Raw genomic sequence first — 21,427 nt, 5'->3', positions numbered from 1 at the left:
GTGGCGGGTCAGGTGCCGATGAGACGGCTGTCGAAGCCGGCCCGCAGAAGGCGCTCGTAAGCGTCATGCACATCCCCCGGTACGTCCTGCTCGACGGCAAAGCCGAGCTTCGGGTACTCGATCACCCGCTGCAGGTCGCCGACGAGCATGTCGACGACGAGCTTCTCGTCGCCAATGGACTTGATGTAGTCGTCCAACTCCAGCGGCTCGGAGGCGCATACGACCTCAGCCTCGGGCCACAGCTTGCGGCAGGTCGCGTAACTGCGGCGCTCCATGTACGGCTTGGAGATCAGCAGCAGGGAGTCGACCTCGACGCCGGCCTCGGCCAGCAACTCCCGCGAGAAGGTGATGTTCTGGCCGGTGTTCGCGGCCTTCGGCTCCACGAGGATCGCCTCGTCCGGCACCCCCAGGCTCAGCGCGTGCTCCCGATAGTGCACGGCTTCTCCGCGCGGGAAACGGGCCCGGGTGGTGGGGCTATTGCCACCGCTGAACACCAGGGCGGGAAACAGACCGGCGCGGTAGAGGTCAGCGGCAGCGGTCGCCACGCCCAGGTCGTGGCTGCCCAGTCCGATCGCCGCCGAACAGGGCCGCAGTTCATGTCCCATCTGGTGGTAGTTCCAGATCAGCGTCGCGTCATGGAACTGCTCGTCGGTGATCTGTCGCTGCTGGTGCTGCGGCACTGGCACTCCCTGGCTCATCCTTGCTGGCCCTTTCGGATGCCCTCGATGCTGCGCAGCTGGTGGCTCAGCCCGAACTGCTGGGCCACCAGTGCCGCCTGGTCGAGGACGGACAACCCATCATTGCGGGTGGCCGCATCCGACAGAAGGATGTGCCCGTACGCGGTGTCCAATCGCACGCGCTGCATCGGGGAGTCGACCGTGCCGGTGGTTCGCGCGATGTCGATGTAGTGCAGCGCCTGGTCCAGGTGGCCCGCGCCGCGGTGGGCCAGGGCCAGCTTCTGGTGCGCCACGGACCAGTCCTCCGGCTCACCGAGGACCTCGAACTCACAGGTGGCGGCTGCCATGACCTCGGTGGCGTAGTCGTTGTCGCCCTCCTTGCTCAATGCCGTACCCACCCACAGCCGAGCCCGGGCCCGGTCGCGCCGACTCAGACGCTCGTCCCGGGCGAGCTGCTCATAGCGACGTGCGGAGGCTTCCAGCTGGCCCGACATCTCCTGCACCACGGCGAGGGACAGTTCGATCTGGGCCACCCGGCGCGGGATGTCGAGCTCGCAGAACATGCCTCGGGCGGTCAGATAGGACTGGCGGGCGGAGAGCGGGCCAAGGATCGCGCCCTGATCCCGCTGCACATCGCCGAGCACGACGAGCGAACGGCCATACAGATACAGGCCCTTGTCGTCGAGATCGCGTGGATCGTGTCTGCCCAGCCAACGGTTGAGGAGCGTCGAGGCGAAGGGGAAGTTCTGGCGGCTCACGCAGACCACAGCGCGCTCGATGTCCTCGGTCCACGTCTCGTAGTCCGCCGGCCGCGCGCTCTTCCGCTCCGGGAACAGCAGCGCTTCGAAGCGGGCGTGGGCGGCGGAGTCGGCGCGGGCGAGGGCGGTGTCGAGGATGGCCTGGGTATCGGGCCGGGGGTGTGTTTCGGCGCCCAGGCTCTCCCACTTGGCCACCGTGCGCAGGGCGACGCCGAGGTGGTCGGCGAAGGCGCGGGTGCTCATGCGCAGCGCGGCACGCAGGGCGTTTGCCTCCTGGCCACTCCACTGCTGCACGCTGACCACAGCTGACCTCCCTCCGTCACGTATGGAAGCACTCTCGGTGACCAGGTGGGGCGAGAAGTGCAACGGAAGTGCAACAGCGGGTCATTTCAAGGCCGTTCACCACGGCCGACGCTCTTGGTCATGGACGACGAACCCCTCACCGAACGCCGACCGGTCACCGGCCCGCGCGTCTTCGGCTACCTGCGCCACATCACCGGCAGCACGGCCCGCCACACGGCACTCGCCGGCTGCCTCACCGAGTACTGCCGTAGCCACGAACTGACCCTTTCCGGCGTGTTCACCGACCGCGAGCCAGCGGTCGCTATCCGTGCCCCCGCCTTCGTCGGTCTGCTCGACGCCCTCGAACTGCCCGACGCCTACGGCGTCCTGGTCCCCGCGCTCGGACATCTCGGCCCCAGGCCCGTCGCCGCCGAGCGGAAGCGGCAGATAGCAACAACCGGCGTCCGTCTGATCGTGGTTCGTTCCGCAAGGCCGGCGGCAGGCAGCGAGCGCCTCGTCCGCCTCCAGCAGCAGGGAGGCGCCTGATGTCCGTACGTACCGCGCTGCGCCGCGCCGCGATGGTCGGCGACATTCCCGGACTACGCATGCTGCAAGTCGGCCACGAGTGGGATCTCGTACGAACGTCCGCTCCGGTCGGTCTCCTGGCCCTGGCCCACCTGCGCGCCATCGGCGCCTCGATCGGCCCGGTGCTCTACGACGGCCCCAACGAACGCCTCTACTACGCGATCCGGACCGGCACCGCCGACCGCTGGGACGACCTGCCGGTCCGGCACCTCTCCAGCAACTCATGGCTCGTGGCACCCGGCCTGGAGTTGATGGACGGCTGGTTCGGCGGCTGGTGCGAACTCCCCGACGACGACACCCTCACCGACCCGGACATCCTGCGCGCCGCACTCCAGCACCCGTACGTGGCCGACGCCCAGTAGGGCACCACCACGCGCCTCCGCTCCGACCTGACCGCAAGGGACATCCGTGACAACCCACCCCGTATCCCCGAACACCGTCCTCGCCAACGCACTGCTCCGCGCCGAGGACGTCCTGACCCCGCGCATTCTGGCTACCCCGCCGGCGCGGATCGTGCTCGTCGTCGGCACCCAGATCAACGGCGCCCCGCACATCGGCACCTCCCTCGTGCAGTCCCTGGCCTTCGCGATGGCCGCCCGCCTGTGCGACCGCTTCGGCATCCGCACCGAGGTCCTCTTCAGCGCTCTCGACAACGCCCCGTACCAGCTGGCCGCGGACCCGGTCAGCGGTCACCACTACCAACGGGCGTACGCCCAGGCCGTCGACGCACAGGCCCTCACCGACCTCGTCGACGCCCTCTACCAGCCCCTGTTCACCACTCTGTCCCGACGCCTGGGCATCCCGTACCGCATCGAGACCTACAGCCGACAACAGTCCGACGAGCACTTCCGCCGCACCTGGCTGCGGCTCCTCCCCCGCCTCGACGCCGCCCGCTGGTGGCTCGCCCCCTCCACCGGCACCCCGCACCTGCGCATCCCCTGCCCACGGCCTGGCTGCGGCTGGGCCGAGAAACACGCCGAACGCACCCGCGTGCATCTCACCGACCGCGACAGCGCCACCGTCGCCGCCGTCTGCCTGCACCACGGCCCCTGCCAGGTCACCATCACACCCACGTCCGGCGCGTACCTCGACCTGGCCACTCTGTATCGGAACCTGGTCAAGGAACTTGCAATGACCAGCCCGCGGGAGGGTGGCACCCTGCACGTCATGGTCAAGGGCGGCGACTGGGTCTTCGGCTCGCTCCTCATCGACGAGGCCCTCCAAGCCGTCGGCCTCACCCGCACCCAGCTCCCCGCCCGTCTGTTCTGTCCCCAGGTCGTCACCGACACCGGCGCCAAGCTCTCCAAGTCCCTGATCCGCGACGGGCATGCCACCTTGCCGACGGGCGCGGCGGACTGGATGCTCGACACCCGGCAGTGGCCGGGCAGCATCACCGAGTACGCCGAGCAGCTGTTGGCCCTGACCGCGACCCTGCTGTCCGACCCCCGCCACTTCTTCCGCTCGTACTCGGCCACCGAGCTCGGCCGCATGATGACCGCGCCAACCCCCAGGAGCGTTCCCGCCCCATGACCGACGCCACCGCCCGCGTCCGCGAACTCAACCTCTACCGCCAGTACTTCGACCTCGTCACCGCAGGCACCAAGACCATCGAGGTACGGGTGAAATACCCGCACCTCACCGACCTCGCCGCAGGCGACACCATCCGCTTCCGAATGAAGGGCACCGACGAGATCTGCGAGGTCAGGGTCGTCCGCGTCACCGAGTACGCCGACTTTGAGGCCCTGCTTGACGGCGAGGGACCCGCCAACGTCAACCCCACCGCCACCCGCGAGAAGCAACTCACCAACATCCAGGCCATCTACCCACCGGAGAAGGAAGCCCTCGGCGCCCTCGCCATCGAGATCGACACGTGTCATCCGGAACCGTAGGGGGCCTAACCACGTCGATCGGCGATCTGGCCTGTACAGATTCGGACATACATGGCTGTCCGGGTTTCCGCCTTGTGGTGTCACGGACATGGCAAGCACGTTGGAGTGCTGGGCTATCGGGGGTTCGCGTGTTTCATCACACAGGGCAGGGTCAGTCGCGCTGGACCTGGGATCGTCAGAGCGACGAAGAGTTGTACGGCATCGCGGTGCGTGCCTCCATGGCCGAGCCTGAAATCAGCAAGCACTACGGGGCCCGGGAGGTCACAAGACCTGCCGTGCGCGCGGCGGCCTATGAGCCAGAGTTCATATCGGAAGCGTTCGACTCCACGCGCACGCTGTACGTCTCCTATCGCCGAGCGGCTCGCTCGGCCGACCAAGTCCAGGCGGAATACGAGGCAGCTCTGGACCAGTTGGTGCTCGACTGGCCCCTGCGGCTCCTCGTGGGCTGCTTAGTTGCAGTCCCCACATGGATCTTCATCGACGTGGCCTTCACCGGAGGTTGGCTTACCAACTGGGCAGTGCTGGTCTTCGTAACCGTCGCGTTCGTGGCGGGTCTGTTTCTCCTCGCCGATCAGGCCGCGAACCAGCGCGCACGACATGCGATCGAGGTGGGGCGCTTACGCCTGTGGTTGACCGCGTGCCGCAAAACCCTCATCGATCGACGCACAGCGTGGACTTCGGCCCTCCAGAAGGGCGCAGTCGTACCTCAGCTGCGGATCGTCGTCCACCATCTCCTCGGCGACGACCGAGACTCCCTGCTAAGTGTCGAGGATCATGACGGACTCAAAGACGCCCACAACCCCCGATACGTTGTCCCGACACAGGCCGAACGGCAGTTGCGCCAGAAGATGGCTCAGATCGACGGTGGCACGATTGCCGTCTGCGGCCCGCGTGGAGCGGGAAAGTCCACGTTGCTGCGCTCGTGCACGGACCGGAAAAGTACTAGGACATTCGATCTCTCAGTCTTCATTCAGGCTCCCGCTGAATACGCTCCGCAAGAGTTCCTACTGACACTCTTTGGCGAGGTCTGCGAGAAGTACCTCAAGGAGTTCAGCCTTGATCCCGCCGAGACCGGGGTCTTCGTGGCCATCCGGAAACGGCGCATCGTACGCACCATCGTCCAGGCCGTCAGATGGCTCGTGGCCCTGGCCCTCGGGCTGGCTGCGCTGGCGGCCGCGCTGGGGCGAGGTGCGCAATGGCTCTACGAGCGCTACGCCACCCCGGAGATGGTGGACCAAATCCGGCGGTGGTCGCAGCCTGGGCTGGACGCGGCCGTCGGGTGGTGGCACGACCATCCCTGGATCTCTGGGATCCTACTGACCTTCATCGGGTGGTGGCTGCTGCCTCGGTTCCGACGCCGCCTCACCGGACCGACTCTCGCCCAGGAATGCCAGCGGTATCTGTACCGGCTACGCACGGTACAGAGCTCCAGCACCGCCGTGAACTACGGTCTGCCACCTGTGCAAGGGGTCAGCCTCGGAACCTCGAGAACGACTTCCGTATCGTCCGTGCCGTTCACCTTCCCCGAACTGGTTGCCGATTTTAGCGAATTGCTGGAGAAAATCGCTCGCCAGGTGAGTCGAGTCTTTGGCGGCCGGGTAATCATCGCCATCGACGAACTCGACCGGCTTGGAGACGCCGTAACGGCCCGCAAATTCCTCGGGCAAATCAAGGCCATCTTCGGCATCAAGGGTGTCTACTATCTCATCTCTGTTGCGGAGGACGTTGGCGCAGCCTTCGTACGCCGCGGCCTGCCGCACCGCGATGTCACCGACAGTTCGCTGGATGACCTGCTCCACCTGCAGCCGCGAACCGTCGCCGAATCCAAGAACCTCCTCGCTGTACGGGCCCCCAACCTCAGCCCGCCCTACGTGCTGCTGCTACATGGGCTTTCCGGCGGCATCCCTCGGGACCTGATTCGATACGCGCGACGCCTGATCGAGGTGCATCACTGGACCGACCGCAAGGAGCTCAAGGACCTTGCTCCCACCATGATCCTGGAAGAGCTGGCAGACACACTCGAAGGGTTCCGAACGCTGCTGGCCATGAAGGACTGGACAGCCGACGGCGGCCCACTACTGAACAGGCTGTACGTCCTCGTACGTCTTCTGCGGTCTCCACACGAACGCCTCGCAGTGGAGGCCCGGACCCGTATCCAGTACCTGGCCGACAACCCCGTCCCGGGCCTGTCTCAAAACGCCGCCGGAACGGCAGCAGATGCACTGGGCGACGACACACGGGCACTGTGGCAGGAGGCATCCGCCTGCGCCTACTTCTCGTTGACTCTCTTGCAAATCTTCGGAGCACCGGACTTTGACAGCCGTTTCGAGCAGGCTCAGGACGATGTCATGAACGGGGATCCGCAGCGGCTCGCAGAAGCCCGCCAGGAGCTGGCAGTCTCCCCGTACAGTGCGCGGCTCCTGCTCGACGACATTCGGGCGGCCTGGGGGCTCACGCCGTCGAATCCATGGATCGACCCTCACTGACTCGAGGTCAGCACAGCCGCTTGGAACATCACCGCCTCAAGCGCACAGCGAAGCTGAAACAGTGAAGCAGTCGCAGGACGCAGGCACACTCAAGCCGCCGCTGCTCTTGTTGGCGAAGCCTGATCGGCTCTTCAGCAGGCAGGCACGCTGTAGACAAATTCCTTGCCGCCTCGATCGGGGCCTGCAGAGCGTTCACGGCTGAGCGCTCCTGCCTCGAGAAGACGCTTGAGCCGGTTGTTCGCATTGGGCAGGGAGATCTGCAGTTCCTCCGCGATCTCGGCTGCGCGGAAGGTGCCGAGTTTACGTGCGCAGTCGTAGGTACCGGCCAGGACCTCTGCATCCCCGAGGAGCGTGAAGCTCTCCGCATCCACAGCAAACTGTTTACGTCGTTGCAGGCATACAGCGACCGCGTCCCGTGTCTCCTCGGTCAAGCCTGCGATCTGCACAGCTTCGACGGCGTGGCCTTCAGCTGGGAGAAGCGTGTAGAACTTGCCGAGGAACTCATCCACAAAGCTGTTGGTCATCGCCACGACGCCAGCAAAGTCGATGGTGAGCATGGACAGGGCATCAGCCTCTCGCAGCCACTCTTCGAGGTCAGCTCGCGCTGCGGCCCCTGCGGCACGTGTGAAGAGGAACTCTCCGTAGGGCTGTACGGGGAAGGTGCGGGTTCCTTGCCTCGTCGTTTTCATTGAACGCATTGAAGCATATTTGGCTTACGGCGCAAACAGGACTCTCAGCCATGCCCAGGTGCCCTCCACGGGCATCGCCGCGGTGAAGCTCGTCACTCTACGTATTCCGGTGCGGTGGCGAGCAGCACGAACCAATCCGCCTCCGCTCCGCACAACGAGCCGGGTCGGGCCGGTCGCGCCGGCCTGATTGAGCAGGTCAGGCAATCCGTTTCCCCGGCCTTCGCGAGTGCCACTAACGCCGCGCTCGAGAGCACGGCGGAGCGCCGACTCACTGTCCGTCAAATCAGTATGGTCGGGGTTTTGGCGAAGATGAGCGAGGACCCCTATGCCGTTGTCGCAGATAGCTACTTCCAAACAACGGGTTCCGGTCGTCTTCCCGGTGTATGCCTGCGCCGCGATGTAAGCGCCCCCCTGACCGCAACCATGACTCGCGGCGTTGTCGATGAGCTCGCCCACGCTGCTGGCAACCCGAGCACCCGGAGACTGCCCGAGGTGGGCGACGGCAAGCTGTCCAACACGCTGGCACACGTCTTGCGCTGTCCCCGGGGTCAGCAGGGTGGTCTCAAGAAGAGCAGCAGGTCGGTCGCTGCGATCGTCGAACGGGACGGCTCCGACGACATTGACGCTCTCGGGGAGTTGGGCAAGCAGGTCCATGCGCTGGAGATACGAGGTGACACCGGGGTTAGCAGGCAAGATCAGCTCGCTCTTGCCGGACTCTGCGGCGGCAGCATGAGCGAGTGCAGCCACTGCGGTGAGGTCTAGCGGGCTGACGAATCGCAGACGCGTGGCGTCGATGGTGAGGATCTGGTCAGCATGACGCTCGGGGGTCAGGTCGGCGCGGAGCAGCGGGTGGCGTCCGACGAGTTCGAGTAGCACGACACACCAGGATGCCAGGGGCACGACTCCAGCAGGGGAGTCACTCGATTGGGCGTGTCGCGTGTGACCCAGGTGTCCCGTGGTACGGTTTCACTGACGTCAATGAAATCGAAGAAGGGATACGCGATGTCAGACATCTCCGCCACCCCCAGTGACATCCACCGGCGCAAGTACAAGATCATCGTGAACGCGCGAGAGAAGACCGTCCACCAGGACACCCTGACCTTCCAGGAGGTAGTCCAGCTGGCCTTCGATCCCGTCCCGTCGGGTCCGAACGTCCTCATCACGGTCAGTTTCCGGCACGCCCACCAGAAGCCCGCCGACGGCACCCTGACCGCCGGCGAGAGCGTCGAGATCAAGAACGGGACCGTGTTCACCGTTGTCGCCACTGACAAGTCGTAGCCCCGACCTGAAGCGCCTCCAAGACGAGGGCTTCGAGGTCGAAGTGAAGGACGGCCACCTGCTCGTCCGCCATGTTCCGTACGTGGCAGCGGACCGTGCGGTCCAGTTCGGAGTCCTGGTGTCGGAGCTGACGATGGCCGGCGACGTCACCACGACCCCGGGCACGCACACGGTCCACTTCAGCGGCAGCACACCGTGCGATGGCACCGGCGAGCCGCTGAGCAAACTCATCAACGCGACCACCAACGATGTACTGGCGGGCGTCCAGACAACGTGCATGTTCTCCAGCAAGCCGGTCGGGACGGGCGTATACACCGACTACTACGAGAAGATCACTGCGTACGTGGCGATCCTTTCCTCCCCGGCCCACACACTGGATCCCGACGCAACGGCGCAGACGTACAGAGTGGTGCCCTCCGAGCCGCAGGACTCCGTCTTCCGCTACGCCGACACTGCGTCCAGCCGGGCCGGCATCGGGGCTATCACTCAGCGTCTGGCCGCGATCGGGAACGTGGCGATCGTTGGTCTGGGCGGCACCGGCGCGTACATTCTCGATCTGGTCGCCAAGACCCCGGTCGCGCGGATCCATCTCTTCGACGGCGACCGTTTCCTTCAGCACAACGCCTTCCGGGCACCCGGCGCACCCTCCGAAGAAGAACTGCAGGGGGCGCCGCTGAAGGTCGACTACTACGCGGACCTCTACGGAAGGATGCGGACCGGTATCGTCCCGCATCCGATGTTCGTGGACGAGACGACCGTCGACGAACTTTGCGGGATGGACTTTGTATTCCTCGCACTCGACAAGGGAGCGGTCAAGTCTCCGCTGGTCGGGCGGCTCGAGGAGTACGACATCCCCTTCATCGACGTGGGCATGGGCGTCCTCGTGTGCGACGACTCCCTCACGGGACTGCTACGGGTGACCACCAGCGTTCCCGGCCAGCGCAGCCACGTCCATGAACGGCAGCGAATCCCCTTCGCTGACTCAGACGAGGAGAACGCGTACGCGAGCAACATCCAGATCGCCGAGCTGAACGCGATGAATGCCTCGCTCGCCGTAGTGAGGTTCAAGAAGCTCTACGGTTTCTACGTCGACCTTGAGCGCGAACACCACAGCGTCTACCAACTGGACGGAAACGTCCTCACCAACGAGGACATGGGGTGACGGACACTCGACAAGTCACACATACGTTCGTCGACTGCATTCCCGAGCAATTGGACCAAGGCGTGGTGTATATCTCCATCCGCTACGCCCTGGTCACCCACCTGTGCTGCTGCGGGTGTGAGTGCGAGGTCGTCACTCCCCTCGCACCTCGCGAATGGAAACTGACCTTCGACGGGGCCACTGTCTCCCTGCACCCCTCGATTGGGAACTGGAGCTTCCCCTGCAAGTCGCACTACTGGATCCGTAACAACACAGTCGCGTGGGCCAGACAGTGGACCGACGAGGAAATCTCCGCCAGCCGCGGACCGGCGCACCCAACAGACAGAACCGTGCGCCGAAAGAGGCCGGAGACTACCACCCTCCCGATCTCTTCCAAGTGGTGGGTCGCACTGCGGAAGCGCAAGCGAGGGCGCATCCAGGGCACATGAGCCTGGGAAACGGCGTTGACCCGTGAGCACTACGGAGAGGAGTCTTCCCAGTTCAGCACACATTCCCCTGCGAAATGCCAGGTCAGCGCTCTCCCGCCACCAATCGCTGCTCAAGTGGCAGGACCTCAGCCACCGCCTGGATGAGGCGGGGCATCAGCCGTACTGTCTCGTCTGGCCTGACCTCAGGGAGGCCACGTGCCAAGGAAGATCAGCAGGACCGGCTGATTTCCAGCGTTCGGTCCCAGGATCGCCGCAACTGCCCTCGAAGGGGGCGGGCAGCGGACCGCGTCCCGGTCGGAGAGCGGTCCCGTGTGGTGGCGAGGCGAAGACCAGGGCCTGTCCGGTAGGCGGGGAGTGGTACCGGACAGGCCCTGGTGGATCGGGGTGTGTCAGTCGCCTTGGAGCAGGACCGTGGTGTTCGGCGGCAGCAGGCCGTCCTCGGTCAGGCGGCCCGAGGCCATGAGGGGGCTGGTGTCTTCGGGGAGCGGGACCGGGCCGTCGGAGAGGTTGACCGCGCACACGAGGCCCTCGCCCCGTTCGAAGAGGAGCGTGCCGTCCGGGCTGTCCAGCCAGCGGAAGTCCTCGCCGTGCAGGCCGGGGTGGGTGCGGCGCAGGCGTAGGGCGGAGCGGTAGAGCTGGAGCATGGAGGTGGGGTCGGTCTGGTTGGCTTCGGCCGTGTACGACTTCCAGTCCTCGGGCTGGGGCAGCCACGGGGTGGCCGACGGGGATGTGCTGAAGCCGAAGGGTGGGGTGTCGCCGGTCCACGGGAGGGGGACTCGGCAGCCGTCGCGGCCGCGGAGGGTGTGGCCGGTGCGTTCCCAAATGGGGTCCTGCAGCATCGACTCCGGGATGTCCTCGACCTCGTACAGGCCCAGTTCCTCGCCCTGGTAGACGTACGCCCCTCCCGGCAGCGCCAGCATCAGCAGGGCGGCTGCGCGGGCTCGGCGGGTGCCGAGGGCGAGGTCGGTGGGGATGGGCTTGTCCCGGAACAGGGCCTGGACGCCGGTGTCGGCGCGGCCGTAGCGGGTGACGTGGCGGGTTTCGTCGTGGTTGGACAGGACCCAGGTGGCGGGGGCTCCGACTGCGGCGAGGGTGGTGATGCTGCGGTCGATGACCGCGCGCAACTTGCCCGCGTCCAGGGGGCACTTGAGGAAGTCGAAGTTGAAGGCCGTGTGGAGCTGGTCCGGGCGGAGGTACTCCGGCATGCGGTTGGGGCGGACGTGGGCCTCGGCGACGAAGACGCGCGGGGCGGGGTAGCTGTCGGCGATGGCCCGCCAGCTGCGGAAGATGTCGTGCAGGCCCTCGCGGTCCCAGTGCGGGTGGTCCGACTGACCCTCCCCTGTCAGGACCGAGAACTCGGTCAGGCCCAGGTCCGGGAGTGCCGGGTCCTTGATCATGCCGTGGGCGACATCGATGCGGAATCCGTCGATGCCCAGGTCGAACCAGAAGCGCAGGACCGACTCGAATTCCGCCCGCACCTCCGGGTTCTCCCAGTTGAGGTCGGGCTGTTCGGGGGCGAAGAGGTGGAGGTACCACTGGCCGTCGTCGGTGCGGGTCCAGGTGGGGCCGCCGAAGGCCGCGTGCCAGTCGTTGGGGGGCTGGGAGCCGTCCTCGCCCTTGCCTTCGCGGAAGATGAAGCGATCGCGCTCAGGGGAACCGGGCGTCGCCGCCAACGCCTCCTGGAACCAGGCGTGTTGGTCGGAGGTGTGATTGGGGACGATGTCCAGGATCACCCGCAGGCCGAGCTCGTGTGCCTCAGTGATGAGCTGCTTGGCCTCGTCGAGGGTGCCGTAGGTGGGGTGGATGTCCCGGTAGTCGGAGACGTCGTAGCCGCCGTCGGCCAGCGGGGACGGGTACCAGGGGTTGATCCAGATCGCGTCGATGCCGAGGTAGGCCAGGTATTGGAGGCGGGAGCGCAGGCCGGCGATGTCGCCGGTGCCGTCGCCGTCGCCGTCGGCGAAGCTGCGTATGTAGACCTGGTAGATGGCGGCTCTGCGCCACCAGTCGGCATCGGCTTCGGAGGGCGGCGCGGTGGGGGTCGGGTTGGTCATGGTGCTCGGTCCTGACTGTTCTGAAGTGTGGTGGGGGTGGGGGTCAGCCCTTGACCGAGCCCTGGAGCAGCGCCTTGACGAAGTGGCGTTGCAGGAACAGGAACACGAGGATCGTGGGGGCCATGATCAGCAGGGCGCCGGCGTTCAACAGCACCTGGTCGGTGGCGTATTTCGTGGTGAACGCCTGGAGCGCGCCTGCCATCGTGCGCTTGTCGGGGTCGTCGATCAGTACCAGGGCCAGCAGGAACTGGTTCCACGTCGACAGGAACATCAGCAGCGCCAGGGACGCGATCGCCGGGCGGGCCAGGGGCAGGTGGATGTGGAACAGGGCGCGCCAGGGGCCCGCGCCGTCCATGCCCGCCGCCTCGTTCAGTTCCTTCGGTACGCCGGCGAAGTGCGCCCGCATCCAGAACACCGCGAACGGCATGTTCATCCCGATGAGCGGGAGAATCAGCGCCCATTGCGTGCCCAACAGGCCCATGGCCTTGGTCTGTTCGTAGAGCGGGACGATGACGATCTCGTACGGGAGAGTCAGTGTCATGACCAGGACGATGTAGAAGATCCTGCCCAGCGGGATCTCCAGGACGGCGATCGCGTACGCGGCCATCGTCGCGATCAGGACCGCGACCGGGACGACCCCGAGCACGATGAGCGTGCTGGACTTCAGCAAGGTCGTGATGTTGGCGACGTTCCAGGCGTCGACGAAGTTGTGCCAGTGCGGGTCGGTCGGCCAGCTCAGACCCGAGGGGAAGCTTCCTTGGGGTGCGAGGGCGGCGCTGACCATGCTCAGCAGCGGGACGATCGAGTAGAGCGCGGCGGCCGTGATGAGGATGAGTCCGGGGGCGCGGCGGCGAAGTGTCTGTGCGGCCATGGTCACTTCTCCCGGAACAGGCGCTGGAGCGGGACGACGGCTAGGGCGGAGGCCGCGCCGAGGCGGCTGTCGTTGAAAGCCAGGGTGTAGACGGCGACGCCGGGGACCATGGTCTGTGTGCCGGGGCCGCCCTGGGTGGCGAGGTAGACGACGTCGAAGCTGGCGAGCGCGGCGATGATCGTGATGGTGACGCAGACGCCGATCTCGTTGCGCAGGCCGGGCAGGGTGACCGCGAAGAACTGGCGGACGGGGCCTGCTCCGTCGATGCGGGCGGCCTCGTACAGACTGCCGTCGATCTTTCCGATGCCGGACAGCAGCAGCATCGTGCACAGCCCTGTGGACAGCCAGGTGCCGATGAAGCCGACCGCGGTCAGCGCCCAGGTGAAGTCGGCCAGCCAGGGGCGGGCTACGTCACCCAGGCCGACGGCGCGCAGGAACTGGTTCACCACGCCGTTCTCCGAGTACATCCACGTCCAGGCCACGCCCGCGGCGGCGCCGGGGATGATCTGCGGCAGGAACAGCAGCGTGCGGGCCAGGGCGCCGGTGAAGCGGCCCTCCAGCTGCCGTAGTACGGAGGCGGTGATCAGGGCGAGGGTCACCGGCAGGACGGTGAAGAAGAGGATCAGGTAGAAGGCGTGGAGCAGGGTGGTGAACTGCTCCGAGTCGGTGAAGACGTCGGTGTAGTTCTCAAAGCCCACCCAGGTGGAGGCGCCGATGCCGTCCCAGTCGTAGAAGGAGTACTGGATCGACAGCAGGACCGGGTAGAAGTTGAAGACGCCGTAGAAGGCGAGGGCGGGGAGGGCGAAGAGCCAGCCGGCCCACCGGCGGGCCCGGAGCCTGCGGCGGCTCCGGGCGGCGACGGCGCCCACCTTGGTCGGTCGGGTCGAGGACATGGTGCTCAGCTGCTCTTGAGGGCGTCGGCGTAGGTGCTCTGGAGGGTCTTGACCATCGCGGCGGGCTCGACCTTGCCGGAGACCAGGAGCTGGAGCTGCTGGTTCAGCTTGGTGTTGACGGCCGGGGCGGAGTTCTGCAGCCAGCTGTCGAAGCCGTTGTCGGCGGCGATGGCGGCGTAGCCGGTCTGGATCTGCTCGGTCAGCGTGCCGGAGAGCGAGGGTTCGGCCGCGTCCGACGCGCCGGAGGTCAGGGCCGCGTACCCGTTGTCGACCGCGACCTTCGCCGCCTCCGGGGTGGTGAGGAAGTCCAGGAAGAGGCCGGCGGCGTCCTTGTTCTTCGACTTGGCGGCGATGGAGAAGGCGAGCGTGTTGCTGGTCATGCCCGCGTACTTGCCGCCCTTCTCGGCCGGTGGCATCGGGAAGACGCCGTACTTGCCCTTGAAGTTCTTGTCGATGGTCTGCGTGATCCAGCTGCCCTGGAAGAAGAACAGGCCCTTGCCGCCGGTGAACTGGCCGTACGACGCCTCCTGGTTGAGGGCGTTGACGTCGGAGGCGAAGTAGCCCGCCTTGATCCACTTCTGGAGGGTCTCGGTGGCCTTCACGGCCGCCGGGGTGTCCAGGGTGGCGTCCGGCTGGTGGTACACGATGTCGCTCAGCTTGTCGGCGCCCATGTAGTCGCCGAGGAGCAGGCTGTACAGGTGGCCGATCAGACCGTCCTGGTTGGAGGCGACGATCGGGGTGATCCCGGACTTCTTCGCCTTGGCCATGACCGCTTCGAGCTCGGCGACGGAGGCGGGCACGGTCTTCATGCCGACCTTGGCGGCCAGCTCCTTGTTGTAGAAGGCGCCGACGAGGGGGCCGGCCGAGCCGCCCGCCTGGTACAGCGGGCCCGAGCCGATCACACCGTCGGACACCCGGCCGGGGGCGAGGGCGGAGGCGGGGACCTTGTCGCTCCAGCCGTACGCCTTGTCGTAGGCGTCGAGGTTGGTGAGCAGGTTGTCCTTCACGCCGCCGAGGAGGTCGCTCGGCTGGACGATGTCGGGCGTGGAGTCGGAGGCCAGCAGCCTCGGCAGCACGGTGTTGTAGTTGTTGTCCGCCTCGACCCGCAGCTTGACCTTGATCTTCGGGTACTTGGCCGTGAAGGCATCGGCCAGTCCCTGCTCGTAGGTCTCCAGACCGGCCGCGGAGAACAGGGTCAGGGTCGCCGGGGTGTCACCGACGGCCGTGTTCACGGCGGTCGGGGTCGCGTCGGTGGACGAGCCGGAGTCCGAGCCGGGGCCGCTGCACGCGGCCAGGGTGACCAGCGCGGACGCGGCGGCTACGGCCGCCAGCGGGGCCCGCAGACCGCGCCGCGCGCGGCCGGCGGTTCTGGCGGGGGAGGTGGGGTGCTGCTCAGGCATGATGCCTCCTCGCATCCATGCGGCTGCCGTTCCATTCAAGGGCGGCAGACAGAGATCGGTGTGCTTCTCGGTCCGGGCCGCAGGGAGTGCGAAGCGGGTTTCGGAAGCGTTTCCGTTGCCGAAAGACTGAGGGTCACCGAGGGGCCTGTCAAGTAACGAAGCCGCAACATGCATTTGACGTGCTGAAACGATGAGATGGGCCTACCTGCCGGTAACCGACGTCTTGCAAGGCTCTGGAAATCCTTCCGATCCTTCCGAGAATCATGGAAGCGTTTCCGAAAGTGGGTTAGCCTTCCGGCATGGCGCAGAGCTCCCAGAAGATCAACATGGCGGACGTGGCCCGCGCGGCCGGCGTCTCGATGGCCACCGCCTCCCGCGCGCTCAACAACGAGAGCGGCGTCGCGGAGGCCACGCGGCGGCGGGTGCTCGCGGTCGCGGAGGAGCTCTCCTACGTCGTCTCCCCCGAGGCGTCACGCCTGGCGGGCGGCGACACGGGCCGGGTCGCGGTGGTCGTCCCGCACATCTCGCGCTGGTTCTTCGCGGCGCTGCTGGAGGGGCTGGAGTCGGTCCTGCGCGCCGCCGACCTGGACGTACTGCTCTACCACGTCGACGGCATCGAGGACCGCCACGACTTCTTCCACCGGCTCCCGGCCCGCCGCAAGGTCGACGCGGTCGTCGTGCTGGCCTTCCCCGTCGGCGAGGAGGAGCAGCGGCGCCTGGAGCTGATGGGCGTCACGGTCATCGCGGCGGGCGGCCAGCACGCGCCGTACCCGAACGTCTCCATCGACGACGAGACCGCCGGCCGCCAGGCCATGGACCACCTGCTCTTCCTCGGCCACCGCCGCATCGCGATGATCGCCGCGGTCGACCCCGACCAGCCGGACGAAGTGCAGCCCTCGGGCCGCTCCCACGCCTACTACGCCGCGCTGGACGCCGCGGGCATCCCCGTCGACGAACGCCTCGTCGTCACCGTCGACTGGGGCGGCGACCAGGGCGCCGACGCCATGGCCAAACTCCTCAGCCAGCCGGAGCCCCCTACCGCCGTCTACGCCCACTCCGACGAGGTCGCCCTCGGCGCGATCCGCACCCTGCGCCGGGCGGGGCTACGCATCCCCGACGACCTGTCCGTCATCGGCATCGACGACCATCCCGTGGCCGAGCTGACGGACCTGACGACCGTGCGGCAACCGGTGCGGGAGCAGGGGGAGCTGGCGGGGCGGATGCTGTTGAGCATCCTGGGTGGCGAGGAGACCGAGCACGATGTGGTCGTGCCGACGCAGCTCGTGATTCGAGGGAGCACGGCACCGCCGCGCACGTAGCCGCGAGGGCACGTCCAGGGCACATGAGCCGGGGAAACGACGCCTACCGGTGAGCACTACCTCATGGGGTTTTCCGTTTTCCCTGGTCAGCGCACATCCCGCCAAGGGATCCCAGGTTCCCCCATGCCCGGGTTCCGCAAGGAGAGCGACCTCGCGATCCGTGACTACCACTCGGCTCAGGCGGCATGCATACAGGTGTGGATGCAGCAGGCGTGAAACTGGCTGAGGGGGCATCTCAGGTCGTCTCGGCATCCTGCTGGTGACCACTCCGTAGCTGATTGTCGGTGTGAGGTCTCAGAAGATGCTTGACCGTTTGTGCTCTGGACATGGTTGACACGTTCGGCTGAACGTCCGTCAACTCCCGTCCCCCGCTGAGGCCGGGGTGCTTCGCTCGGTGGTCGTGGATGTACAGCAGTTGGCCGAGTACCGCTACCGGGCTGTCCGCGAGGTGCTCGGAGGGTCTCCAATAGGTGAGGTCGCAGCCCGGTACGGCACCTCGCGTCAGACTCTGCACAGCTGGCGACGGCGGTTCGAGCAGGAGGGCATGCCGGGCCTGCTGGATCGCTCCCGGCGGCCGCGGAACAGCCCCACGCGCCTGCCGGCCGAGGTTGAAGCCGAGATCTGCGAGCTGCGTCGCCGGCATCCCCGGTGGGGCGCCCGCCGGATCTGTCACGAACTCGCCGGTCACGGGCTGGAGTCGGCCCCGTCACGGGCCACCGTCCATCGGGTGCTGTCCCGCAACGGCCTGGTCCGCGCCCAGGAACAGCAGCATCCGCGCAAGTACCGTCGGTGGCAGCGTGAGGCGCCGATGCACCTGTGGCAGATGGACCTGGTCGGAGGGGTTCCGCTGGCCGACGGGCGGGAATGCAAGATGGTCACCGGCATCGATGACCACTCCCGGTTCGTCGTGATCGCATCCGTGGTGGCCGTGCCCAGCGCCCGCGCGGTGTGCTCGGCCTTCACCGCCGCGATGCGCCGCTACGGGGTGCCCTTCGAGGTGCTGACGGACAACGGCAAGCAGTTCACCGGCCGTCATACGCGCCCCCAGCCGGTGGAGGTGCTGTTCGAGCGCATCTGCCGGGAGAACGGCATCACCCAGCGGCTGACCAAGCCGCGTTCGCCCACCACCACGGGCAAGATCGAGAGATTTCACCGCACCCTGCGCGAGGAGTTCCTCGATCACGTGGTGCCGTTCGAGTCGCTGGCCGCGGCCCAGGAAGCGATCGACGGCTGGGTGCACGCCTACAACCACCAACGCCCGCACCAGGCCCTGGACATGGCCACCCCCATCAGTCTCTTCCGGCCCCACACCGCGGTTGACCGCGATGGCGAGCATCCTGAACAGGCAGTCGGTGAGCCGGAGTTGGCCATCGAGGTCCTCGAACCGCCCGTCCTGCCGCAGCAGGGAACCGCAGTCGAGTTCCAAGTGCGGGTGCCGCCCAGCGGCGAGATCACCCTGGTGACCGGCAGGCAGCGAGTCGGCATCCACCAAGCACTGGCCGGCAGGACACTGACGGTCTGGGCGAACCACCGCAGCGTCCACTTCCTCCTCGACGGGCACCTGGTCACCACGGTCCCGTCCCGGCTTCGGCCGGAGGACATCGCCTACCTGACCATGCGCTACGGAGCCCGCCCGGCCGGTCCCGAACCCGTCCCGGCCGCCCTGCCCAGGACACGGAGCGGCACGGCCATCCTCGCCGCCGGCGAGCCGGTCGAGGTCGAGCGCAAGGTCCAGCGGGACGGACTCGTCGGCTTGGCAGGCGGCCGCTACCAGGTCGGGTTCGCCCTGGCGGGCCGCACCATCACGCTCCGCCTGGACGGACACCTCATGCACGCCATCGCCGACAGCGCTCTGATGGGGACGTGGACCTGCCCCGTTCCGGCCGACCGTCTGGGACAGATCCACGGGGCACGGACGGCGACGTCACCGCTGCCGCCTCCGCCCCTGCCAACCGGTTCCATCAGGGCCCAGCGCAAGGTGCATGCAAGCGGCCGTTTCCAGATCAACGGCCAGTTCATCAAGCTCGGCCCACGGCATGCCGGAAAGATCGTCACCGTCGTCATCGAGGACACCCACTTCCGGATCCTGCACGGCGAGGACGAACTCGCTGTCAGGCCCCGCAAGAACCCCGGACCGATCACCAGGCTCTACGTCAAAGGCATGGGCACGCAGAGAGACCGTCAAGGATCTCCTGACGACAAACCGTCAAGGAAGTCCTGAGACCTCACACCGACAGCTGATACCTCCCCAGCCACGCAACAGCCGACCCAAGCACGGCCCGCGCTCCGGGTGACGCCCGACGCCCGAGTGCCAGCGGAACGCCACTTGCTCCGTCGGTAGTCCCAACAACGTGGAGGCGCCTTCAGTCATTGTTCGATCCGAACGCCTCCGTGCGCGGCTTGTGCAGGTTTGCGGTATGGCAGCGCTTGCCTTGCCCGAGGACGATGCCCCTCTGCGTCCGCCGTATTCAGATGTCGCGGCGGGGCATCGGAGACACGGGGGTGGGGGACTTGTCCTACGCGGAGCATCAGTCCGTCTTCTCGGCGCCCGCGGTGCCGTTGGGGGCTGCGGCTGATGCGCGGGAAGTGATCAGGCATGGGGCGTATACCGAGGGGGTCACCCGCCGGTTGAGCGCTGCGGCCTTCGCCCGTACGGACTGGCTGGCCGTGCTCCGCGCCGAACTGGCACGGCTGTGGAAGGAGTTGAAGGCGGCCTTACGGAATCGTTTTCGGTGGCTCTTTCCTCCCAAGGAGGCGGAGAAGGCCCCTGGTTCTTCCGAGCCTGCACCGCCCTCGGTCGTGCTGGGTGAGGACTACGCGGTCTGGGTTCGACGGAGGATCAAGAAGTCGAAGCGGCCCGTGCCGGTGTACGGCTTCCACCAGGAACCCGTGGTGGAAGCTTCCGATCACGCCATACGCCATATGCGCAAGCGGCGGGCGGTGGTCGCTGGGGTGGCCGCGCTCGTCGTCTGGCAGGCCGTCGTCGGCACTTTGAACCGTTCCGGCTTTCCTGCCGGTGTTTTGCTGGCCGGTAGTCAGTCGGCCGGGGGTTCTGTGTCAGCGTAGTGTGCTGCCTCGAACTCGGTGGGGCTGATCATGCCCAAACTCGAGTGCAAGCGGCGGTTGTTGTACCACTCCACCCAGGCGGCGGTGGCGTACTCGACGTCGGCCACGGTCCGGTAGGGGCCGTCATGGAAGACCTTGGTGCGGATGCACTCGGCCTTGTAGAGGCCGTTGATCGTCTCCATCAGCGCGTTGTCATAGGCGTCTCCGACGCTGCCGATCGAGGGCCTGATGCCTTCGATGTGAAGGTGCTCGGTGAATCGCACGCTGGTGTATTGCGACCCCGCATCGCTGTGGTGGATCAACTGGCCACGCTCGATGGGGGTTCCTTCGTGGCTGCGGCGCCACAGTGCCATCCGCAGAGGCGCGTCAACCAGCTCCACATCCCGTTTGACCGACGCGTGCCAGCTGACGATCTTCTGGGAGAAGCAGTCGACGATGAACGCGACGTAGGTGAAGCACTGGTAGGTGCGGACATAGGTGAAGTCGGTGATCCATTTTCGGTCCGGTGCCGGGGCTGTGAAGTCGCGGTCCAACAGGTCCGCAGCCCGCGCGTCGGCCGGGTTCGGGATCGTTGTTCGGGGTCTTCGCCCGCGCACGACGCCGCTCAGCCCGAGCGAGTGCATCGCGCGGTCGACGGCTCCGAACCCGGCATCGGGCAGGAGAGTGCGGCGGATGAGAGCCAGCATCTTGCGCCGGCCATAGAGTCCTTCTGGAGCCAACACAAGCGCGCCGGCCGCGTTGGTGGTGAACGCCAGCTGGCGGATGGCGTCCTCGACCAGGGCGTCGCTCACGGTTCGGGCCGCAGGCCGGTTGCCAGGACCCGTTGGGGCACACCAGGCCCGCAAGGTTCGTGCCGCGATCTTCAGTCCTGCCTGGTTCAGGGCTGTGAGGATCGACTCGACGGCGTGACCGACGGCCCGCATCTGATCGACAAACGCCACGATCAGCGGTTTCGGGGGTCGAGCTCCCCCGCGAGGAAAATCGTCGCGGACTTCAGTACCTCGTTGACCTCACGCAGCCGCTTGTTCTCCGCCCGCAGCCTGCGCAGTTCCTCGCGTTCGTCCGTGCTGACGCCCGCGGCCTGGCCGTTGTCGATCTCGTGTTGCATCACCCAGCGCCGCACAGATTCCCGGGAGACACCGAGCGACTCGGCGACTTGGATGTGCACAGCACGTTCGGAGGAGTACTCCGCACGATGCTGTGTCACCAGCCGCACAGCTTGGCCACGAAGGGCTTCGTCAATCTTCTTGGGCACGGGACCCATCCTCTCTGCTAGCTCACAACGGAGCGGCAGAGAAGTCGGAACGGTTCACTTCCGCCCAGAGTTGTTCGGCCGCCGCTGAGCCCTACTCCGTGTGCTCCTGCAAGGGCGGCCTTCTGGCCAACGCTCACTGGCGAGGCTCGGTCGCTCGCCAGCCACCGAGAGGGGCCCTCCACGCCTCCGGCGCGACTGCGTGCCCATAGCGTGCCCTTAAGACCGGTAAACCACGGTCAACAGCGGTGCGATCCTGCGCTCCCGAGCGCCACACCCGAGCACTAATGCCCAGGTCAGAAGCTATTCGGCCCCTCAAGCGCCGTCGCTTCCCAAGCTGA

General features: G+C 66.8%; 20 protein-coding genes. 11 read left to right on the top strand and 9 right to left on the bottom strand.

What is annotated here, in order from left to right; all coding sequences use genetic code 11:
- Positions 1 to 8 precede the first annotated feature (8 nt).
- Together KVT44_RS52495 and KVT44_RS52490 are read right to left on the bottom strand one after the other, a co-directional pair.
- Entirely contained in the window at positions 9 to 698 is a 690-nt protein-coding gene (locus KVT44_RS52495) for a YdcF family protein (protein ID WP_217575904.1), read from the bottom strand.
- Positions 695 to 1,738: a DNA-binding transcriptional regulator gene (locus tag KVT44_RS52490; RefSeq protein ID WP_217575902.1), complete on the bottom strand. Its 1,044-nt coding sequence runs from the start codon at positions 1,736 to 1,738 to the stop codon at positions 695 to 697. Before KVT44_RS52490 ends, KVT44_RS52495 begins: the two co-directional genes overlap by 4 nt.
- A 120-nt stretch (positions 1,739 to 1,858) precedes the next feature.
- Between KVT44_RS52490 and KVT44_RS52485 the strand changes: the two genes are divergently transcribed.
- The 5 genes from KVT44_RS52485 (at position 1,859) to KVT44_RS52465 (ending at position 6,677) form a co-directional block, all read left to right on the top strand.
- The gene (locus tag KVT44_RS52485) at positions 1,859 to 2,263 is read left to right on the top strand and encodes a recombinase family protein (protein WP_217575900.1); all 405 of its coding nucleotides are present in this window, start codon (positions 1,859 to 1,861) and stop codon (positions 2,261 to 2,263) included.
- Complete coding sequence (locus KVT44_RS52480; RefSeq protein ID WP_217575898.1) at positions 2,263 to 2,664, top strand: hypothetical protein; 402 nt, start codon at positions 2,263 to 2,265, stop codon at positions 2,662 to 2,664. Before KVT44_RS52485 ends, KVT44_RS52480 begins: the two co-directional genes overlap by 1 nt.
- A gap of 46 nt (positions 2,665 to 2,710) precedes the next feature.
- On the top strand, positions 2,711 to 3,832 hold the full coding sequence (locus tag KVT44_RS52475; protein WP_217575896.1) for a hypothetical protein: 1,122 nt from the start codon (positions 2,711 to 2,713) through the stop codon (positions 3,830 to 3,832).
- Positions 3,829 to 4,191, top strand: coding sequence for an ASCH domain-containing protein (locus KVT44_RS52470; RefSeq protein WP_217575894.1), 363 nt, complete (start codon positions 3,829 to 3,831; stop codon positions 4,189 to 4,191). Before KVT44_RS52475 ends, KVT44_RS52470 begins: the two co-directional genes overlap by 4 nt.
- A gap of 128 nt (positions 4,192 to 4,319) precedes the next feature.
- On the top strand, positions 4,320 to 6,677 hold the full coding sequence (locus KVT44_RS52465; RefSeq protein WP_217575892.1) for a P-loop NTPase fold protein: 2,358 nt from the start codon (positions 4,320 to 4,322) through the stop codon (positions 6,675 to 6,677).
- Positions 6,678 to 6,808: 131 nt separating this feature from the next.
- On the opposite strand, the gene KVT44_RS52460 is transcribed toward KVT44_RS52465, so the two are convergent.
- Entirely contained in the window at positions 6,809 to 7,234 is a 426-nt protein-coding gene (locus KVT44_RS52460) for a MarR family transcriptional regulator (RefSeq protein ID WP_217575890.1), read from the bottom strand.
- Between the two features lie 156 nt (positions 7,235 to 7,390).
- Positions 7,391 to 8,242, bottom strand: a complete 852-nt coding sequence (locus KVT44_RS52455; RefSeq protein WP_217575888.1) for a hypothetical protein — start codon at positions 8,240 to 8,242, stop codon at positions 7,391 to 7,393.
- 102 nt (positions 8,243 to 8,344) lie between these two features.
- On the opposite strand from KVT44_RS52455, the gene KVT44_RS52450 reads away from it, so the two are divergent.
- Genes KVT44_RS52450 through KVT44_RS59495 form a run of 3 tightly spaced genes read left to right on the top strand, consistent with a single transcriptional unit; the run spans position 8,345 to position 10,234 of the window.
- Positions 8,345 to 8,644, top strand: a complete 300-nt coding sequence (locus KVT44_RS52450; RefSeq protein ID WP_217575886.1) for a multiubiquitin domain-containing protein — start codon at positions 8,345 to 8,347, stop codon at positions 8,642 to 8,644.
- Positions 8,622 to 9,806, top strand: coding sequence for a ThiF family adenylyltransferase (locus tag KVT44_RS52445; RefSeq protein ID WP_217575884.1), 1,185 nt, complete (start codon positions 8,622 to 8,624; stop codon positions 9,804 to 9,806). The genes KVT44_RS52450 and KVT44_RS52445 overlap by 23 nt, the downstream gene beginning before the upstream one ends.
- Complete coding sequence (locus KVT44_RS59495; RefSeq protein WP_308314386.1) at positions 9,803 to 10,234, top strand: DUF6527 family protein; 432 nt, start codon at positions 9,803 to 9,805, stop codon at positions 10,232 to 10,234. The genes KVT44_RS52445 and KVT44_RS59495 overlap by 4 nt, the downstream gene beginning before the upstream one ends.
- 389 nt (positions 10,235 to 10,623) lie before the next feature.
- On the opposite strand, the gene KVT44_RS52440 is transcribed toward KVT44_RS59495, so the two are convergent.
- From KVT44_RS52440 to KVT44_RS52425, 4 genes are read right to left on the bottom strand one after another with little or no spacing between them, the layout of a single operon-like run.
- Complete coding sequence (locus tag KVT44_RS52440) at positions 10,624 to 12,285, bottom strand: glycoside hydrolase family 13 protein (RefSeq protein ID WP_217575882.1); 1,662 nt, start codon at positions 12,283 to 12,285, stop codon at positions 10,624 to 10,626.
- A 43-nt stretch (positions 12,286 to 12,328) separates the two neighbouring features.
- Positions 12,329 to 13,156: a carbohydrate ABC transporter permease gene (locus KVT44_RS52435; RefSeq protein ID WP_217575880.1), complete on the bottom strand. Its 828-nt coding sequence runs from the start codon at positions 13,154 to 13,156 to the stop codon at positions 12,329 to 12,331.
- Between the two features lie 2 nt (positions 13,157 to 13,158).
- Entirely contained in the window at positions 13,159 to 14,049 is an 891-nt protein-coding gene (locus KVT44_RS52430; RefSeq protein ID WP_217575878.1) for a carbohydrate ABC transporter permease, read from the bottom strand.
- Between the two features lie 5 nt (positions 14,050 to 14,054).
- A complete protein-coding gene (locus KVT44_RS52425; protein ID WP_217575876.1) occupies positions 14,055 to 15,449 on the bottom strand; it encodes an ABC transporter substrate-binding protein in 1,395 nt (464 codons plus the stop codon).
- A 299-nt stretch (positions 15,450 to 15,748) separates the two neighbouring features.
- On the opposite strand from KVT44_RS52425, the gene KVT44_RS52420 reads away from it, so the two are divergent.
- The 3 genes from KVT44_RS52420 to KVT44_RS52410 all read left to right on the top strand — a co-directional run bounded on the left by KVT44_RS52420 (position 15,749) and on the right by KVT44_RS52410 (position 19,834).
- Positions 15,749 to 16,768 (top strand): LacI family DNA-binding transcriptional regulator, encoded by a 1,020-nt coding sequence (locus tag KVT44_RS52420; RefSeq protein WP_217575874.1) that lies wholly within the window; start codon positions 15,749 to 15,751, stop codon positions 16,766 to 16,768.
- Positions 16,769 to 17,162: 394 nt separating this feature from the next.
- Complete coding sequence (locus KVT44_RS52415) at positions 17,163 to 18,989, top strand: IS481 family transposase (RefSeq protein ID WP_217575873.1); 1,827 nt, start codon at positions 17,163 to 17,165, stop codon at positions 18,987 to 18,989.
- 290 nt (positions 18,990 to 19,279) lie between these two features.
- A complete protein-coding gene (locus tag KVT44_RS52410; protein WP_217575871.1) occupies positions 19,280 to 19,834 on the top strand; it encodes a hypothetical protein in 555 nt (184 codons plus the stop codon).
- On the opposite strand, the gene KVT44_RS52405 is transcribed toward KVT44_RS52410, so the two are convergent.
- Positions 19,804 to 21,089, bottom strand: a protein-coding gene (locus KVT44_RS52405; protein ID WP_217575869.1) for an IS3 family transposase whose coding sequence is annotated in 2 segments (ribosomal slippage) — positions 19,804 to 20,810 and positions 20,810 to 21,089 — 1,287 coding nt in all. Because the reading frame shifts where the segments join, the coding sequence is not laid out codon by codon here. The two genes, KVT44_RS52410 and KVT44_RS52405, sit on opposite strands and share 31 nt — an antisense overlap.
- Positions 21,090 to 21,427 lie beyond the last annotated feature (338 nt).

Origin of the sequence: Streptomyces sp. GbtcB7 (genome assembly GCF_019091445.1) — a bacterium.
Taxonomy (GTDB): domain Bacteria; phylum Actinomycetota; class Actinomycetes; order Streptomycetales; family Streptomycetaceae; genus Streptomyces; species Streptomyces mirabilis.
This window is presented reverse-complemented; position numbering and strand designations above follow the sequence as displayed.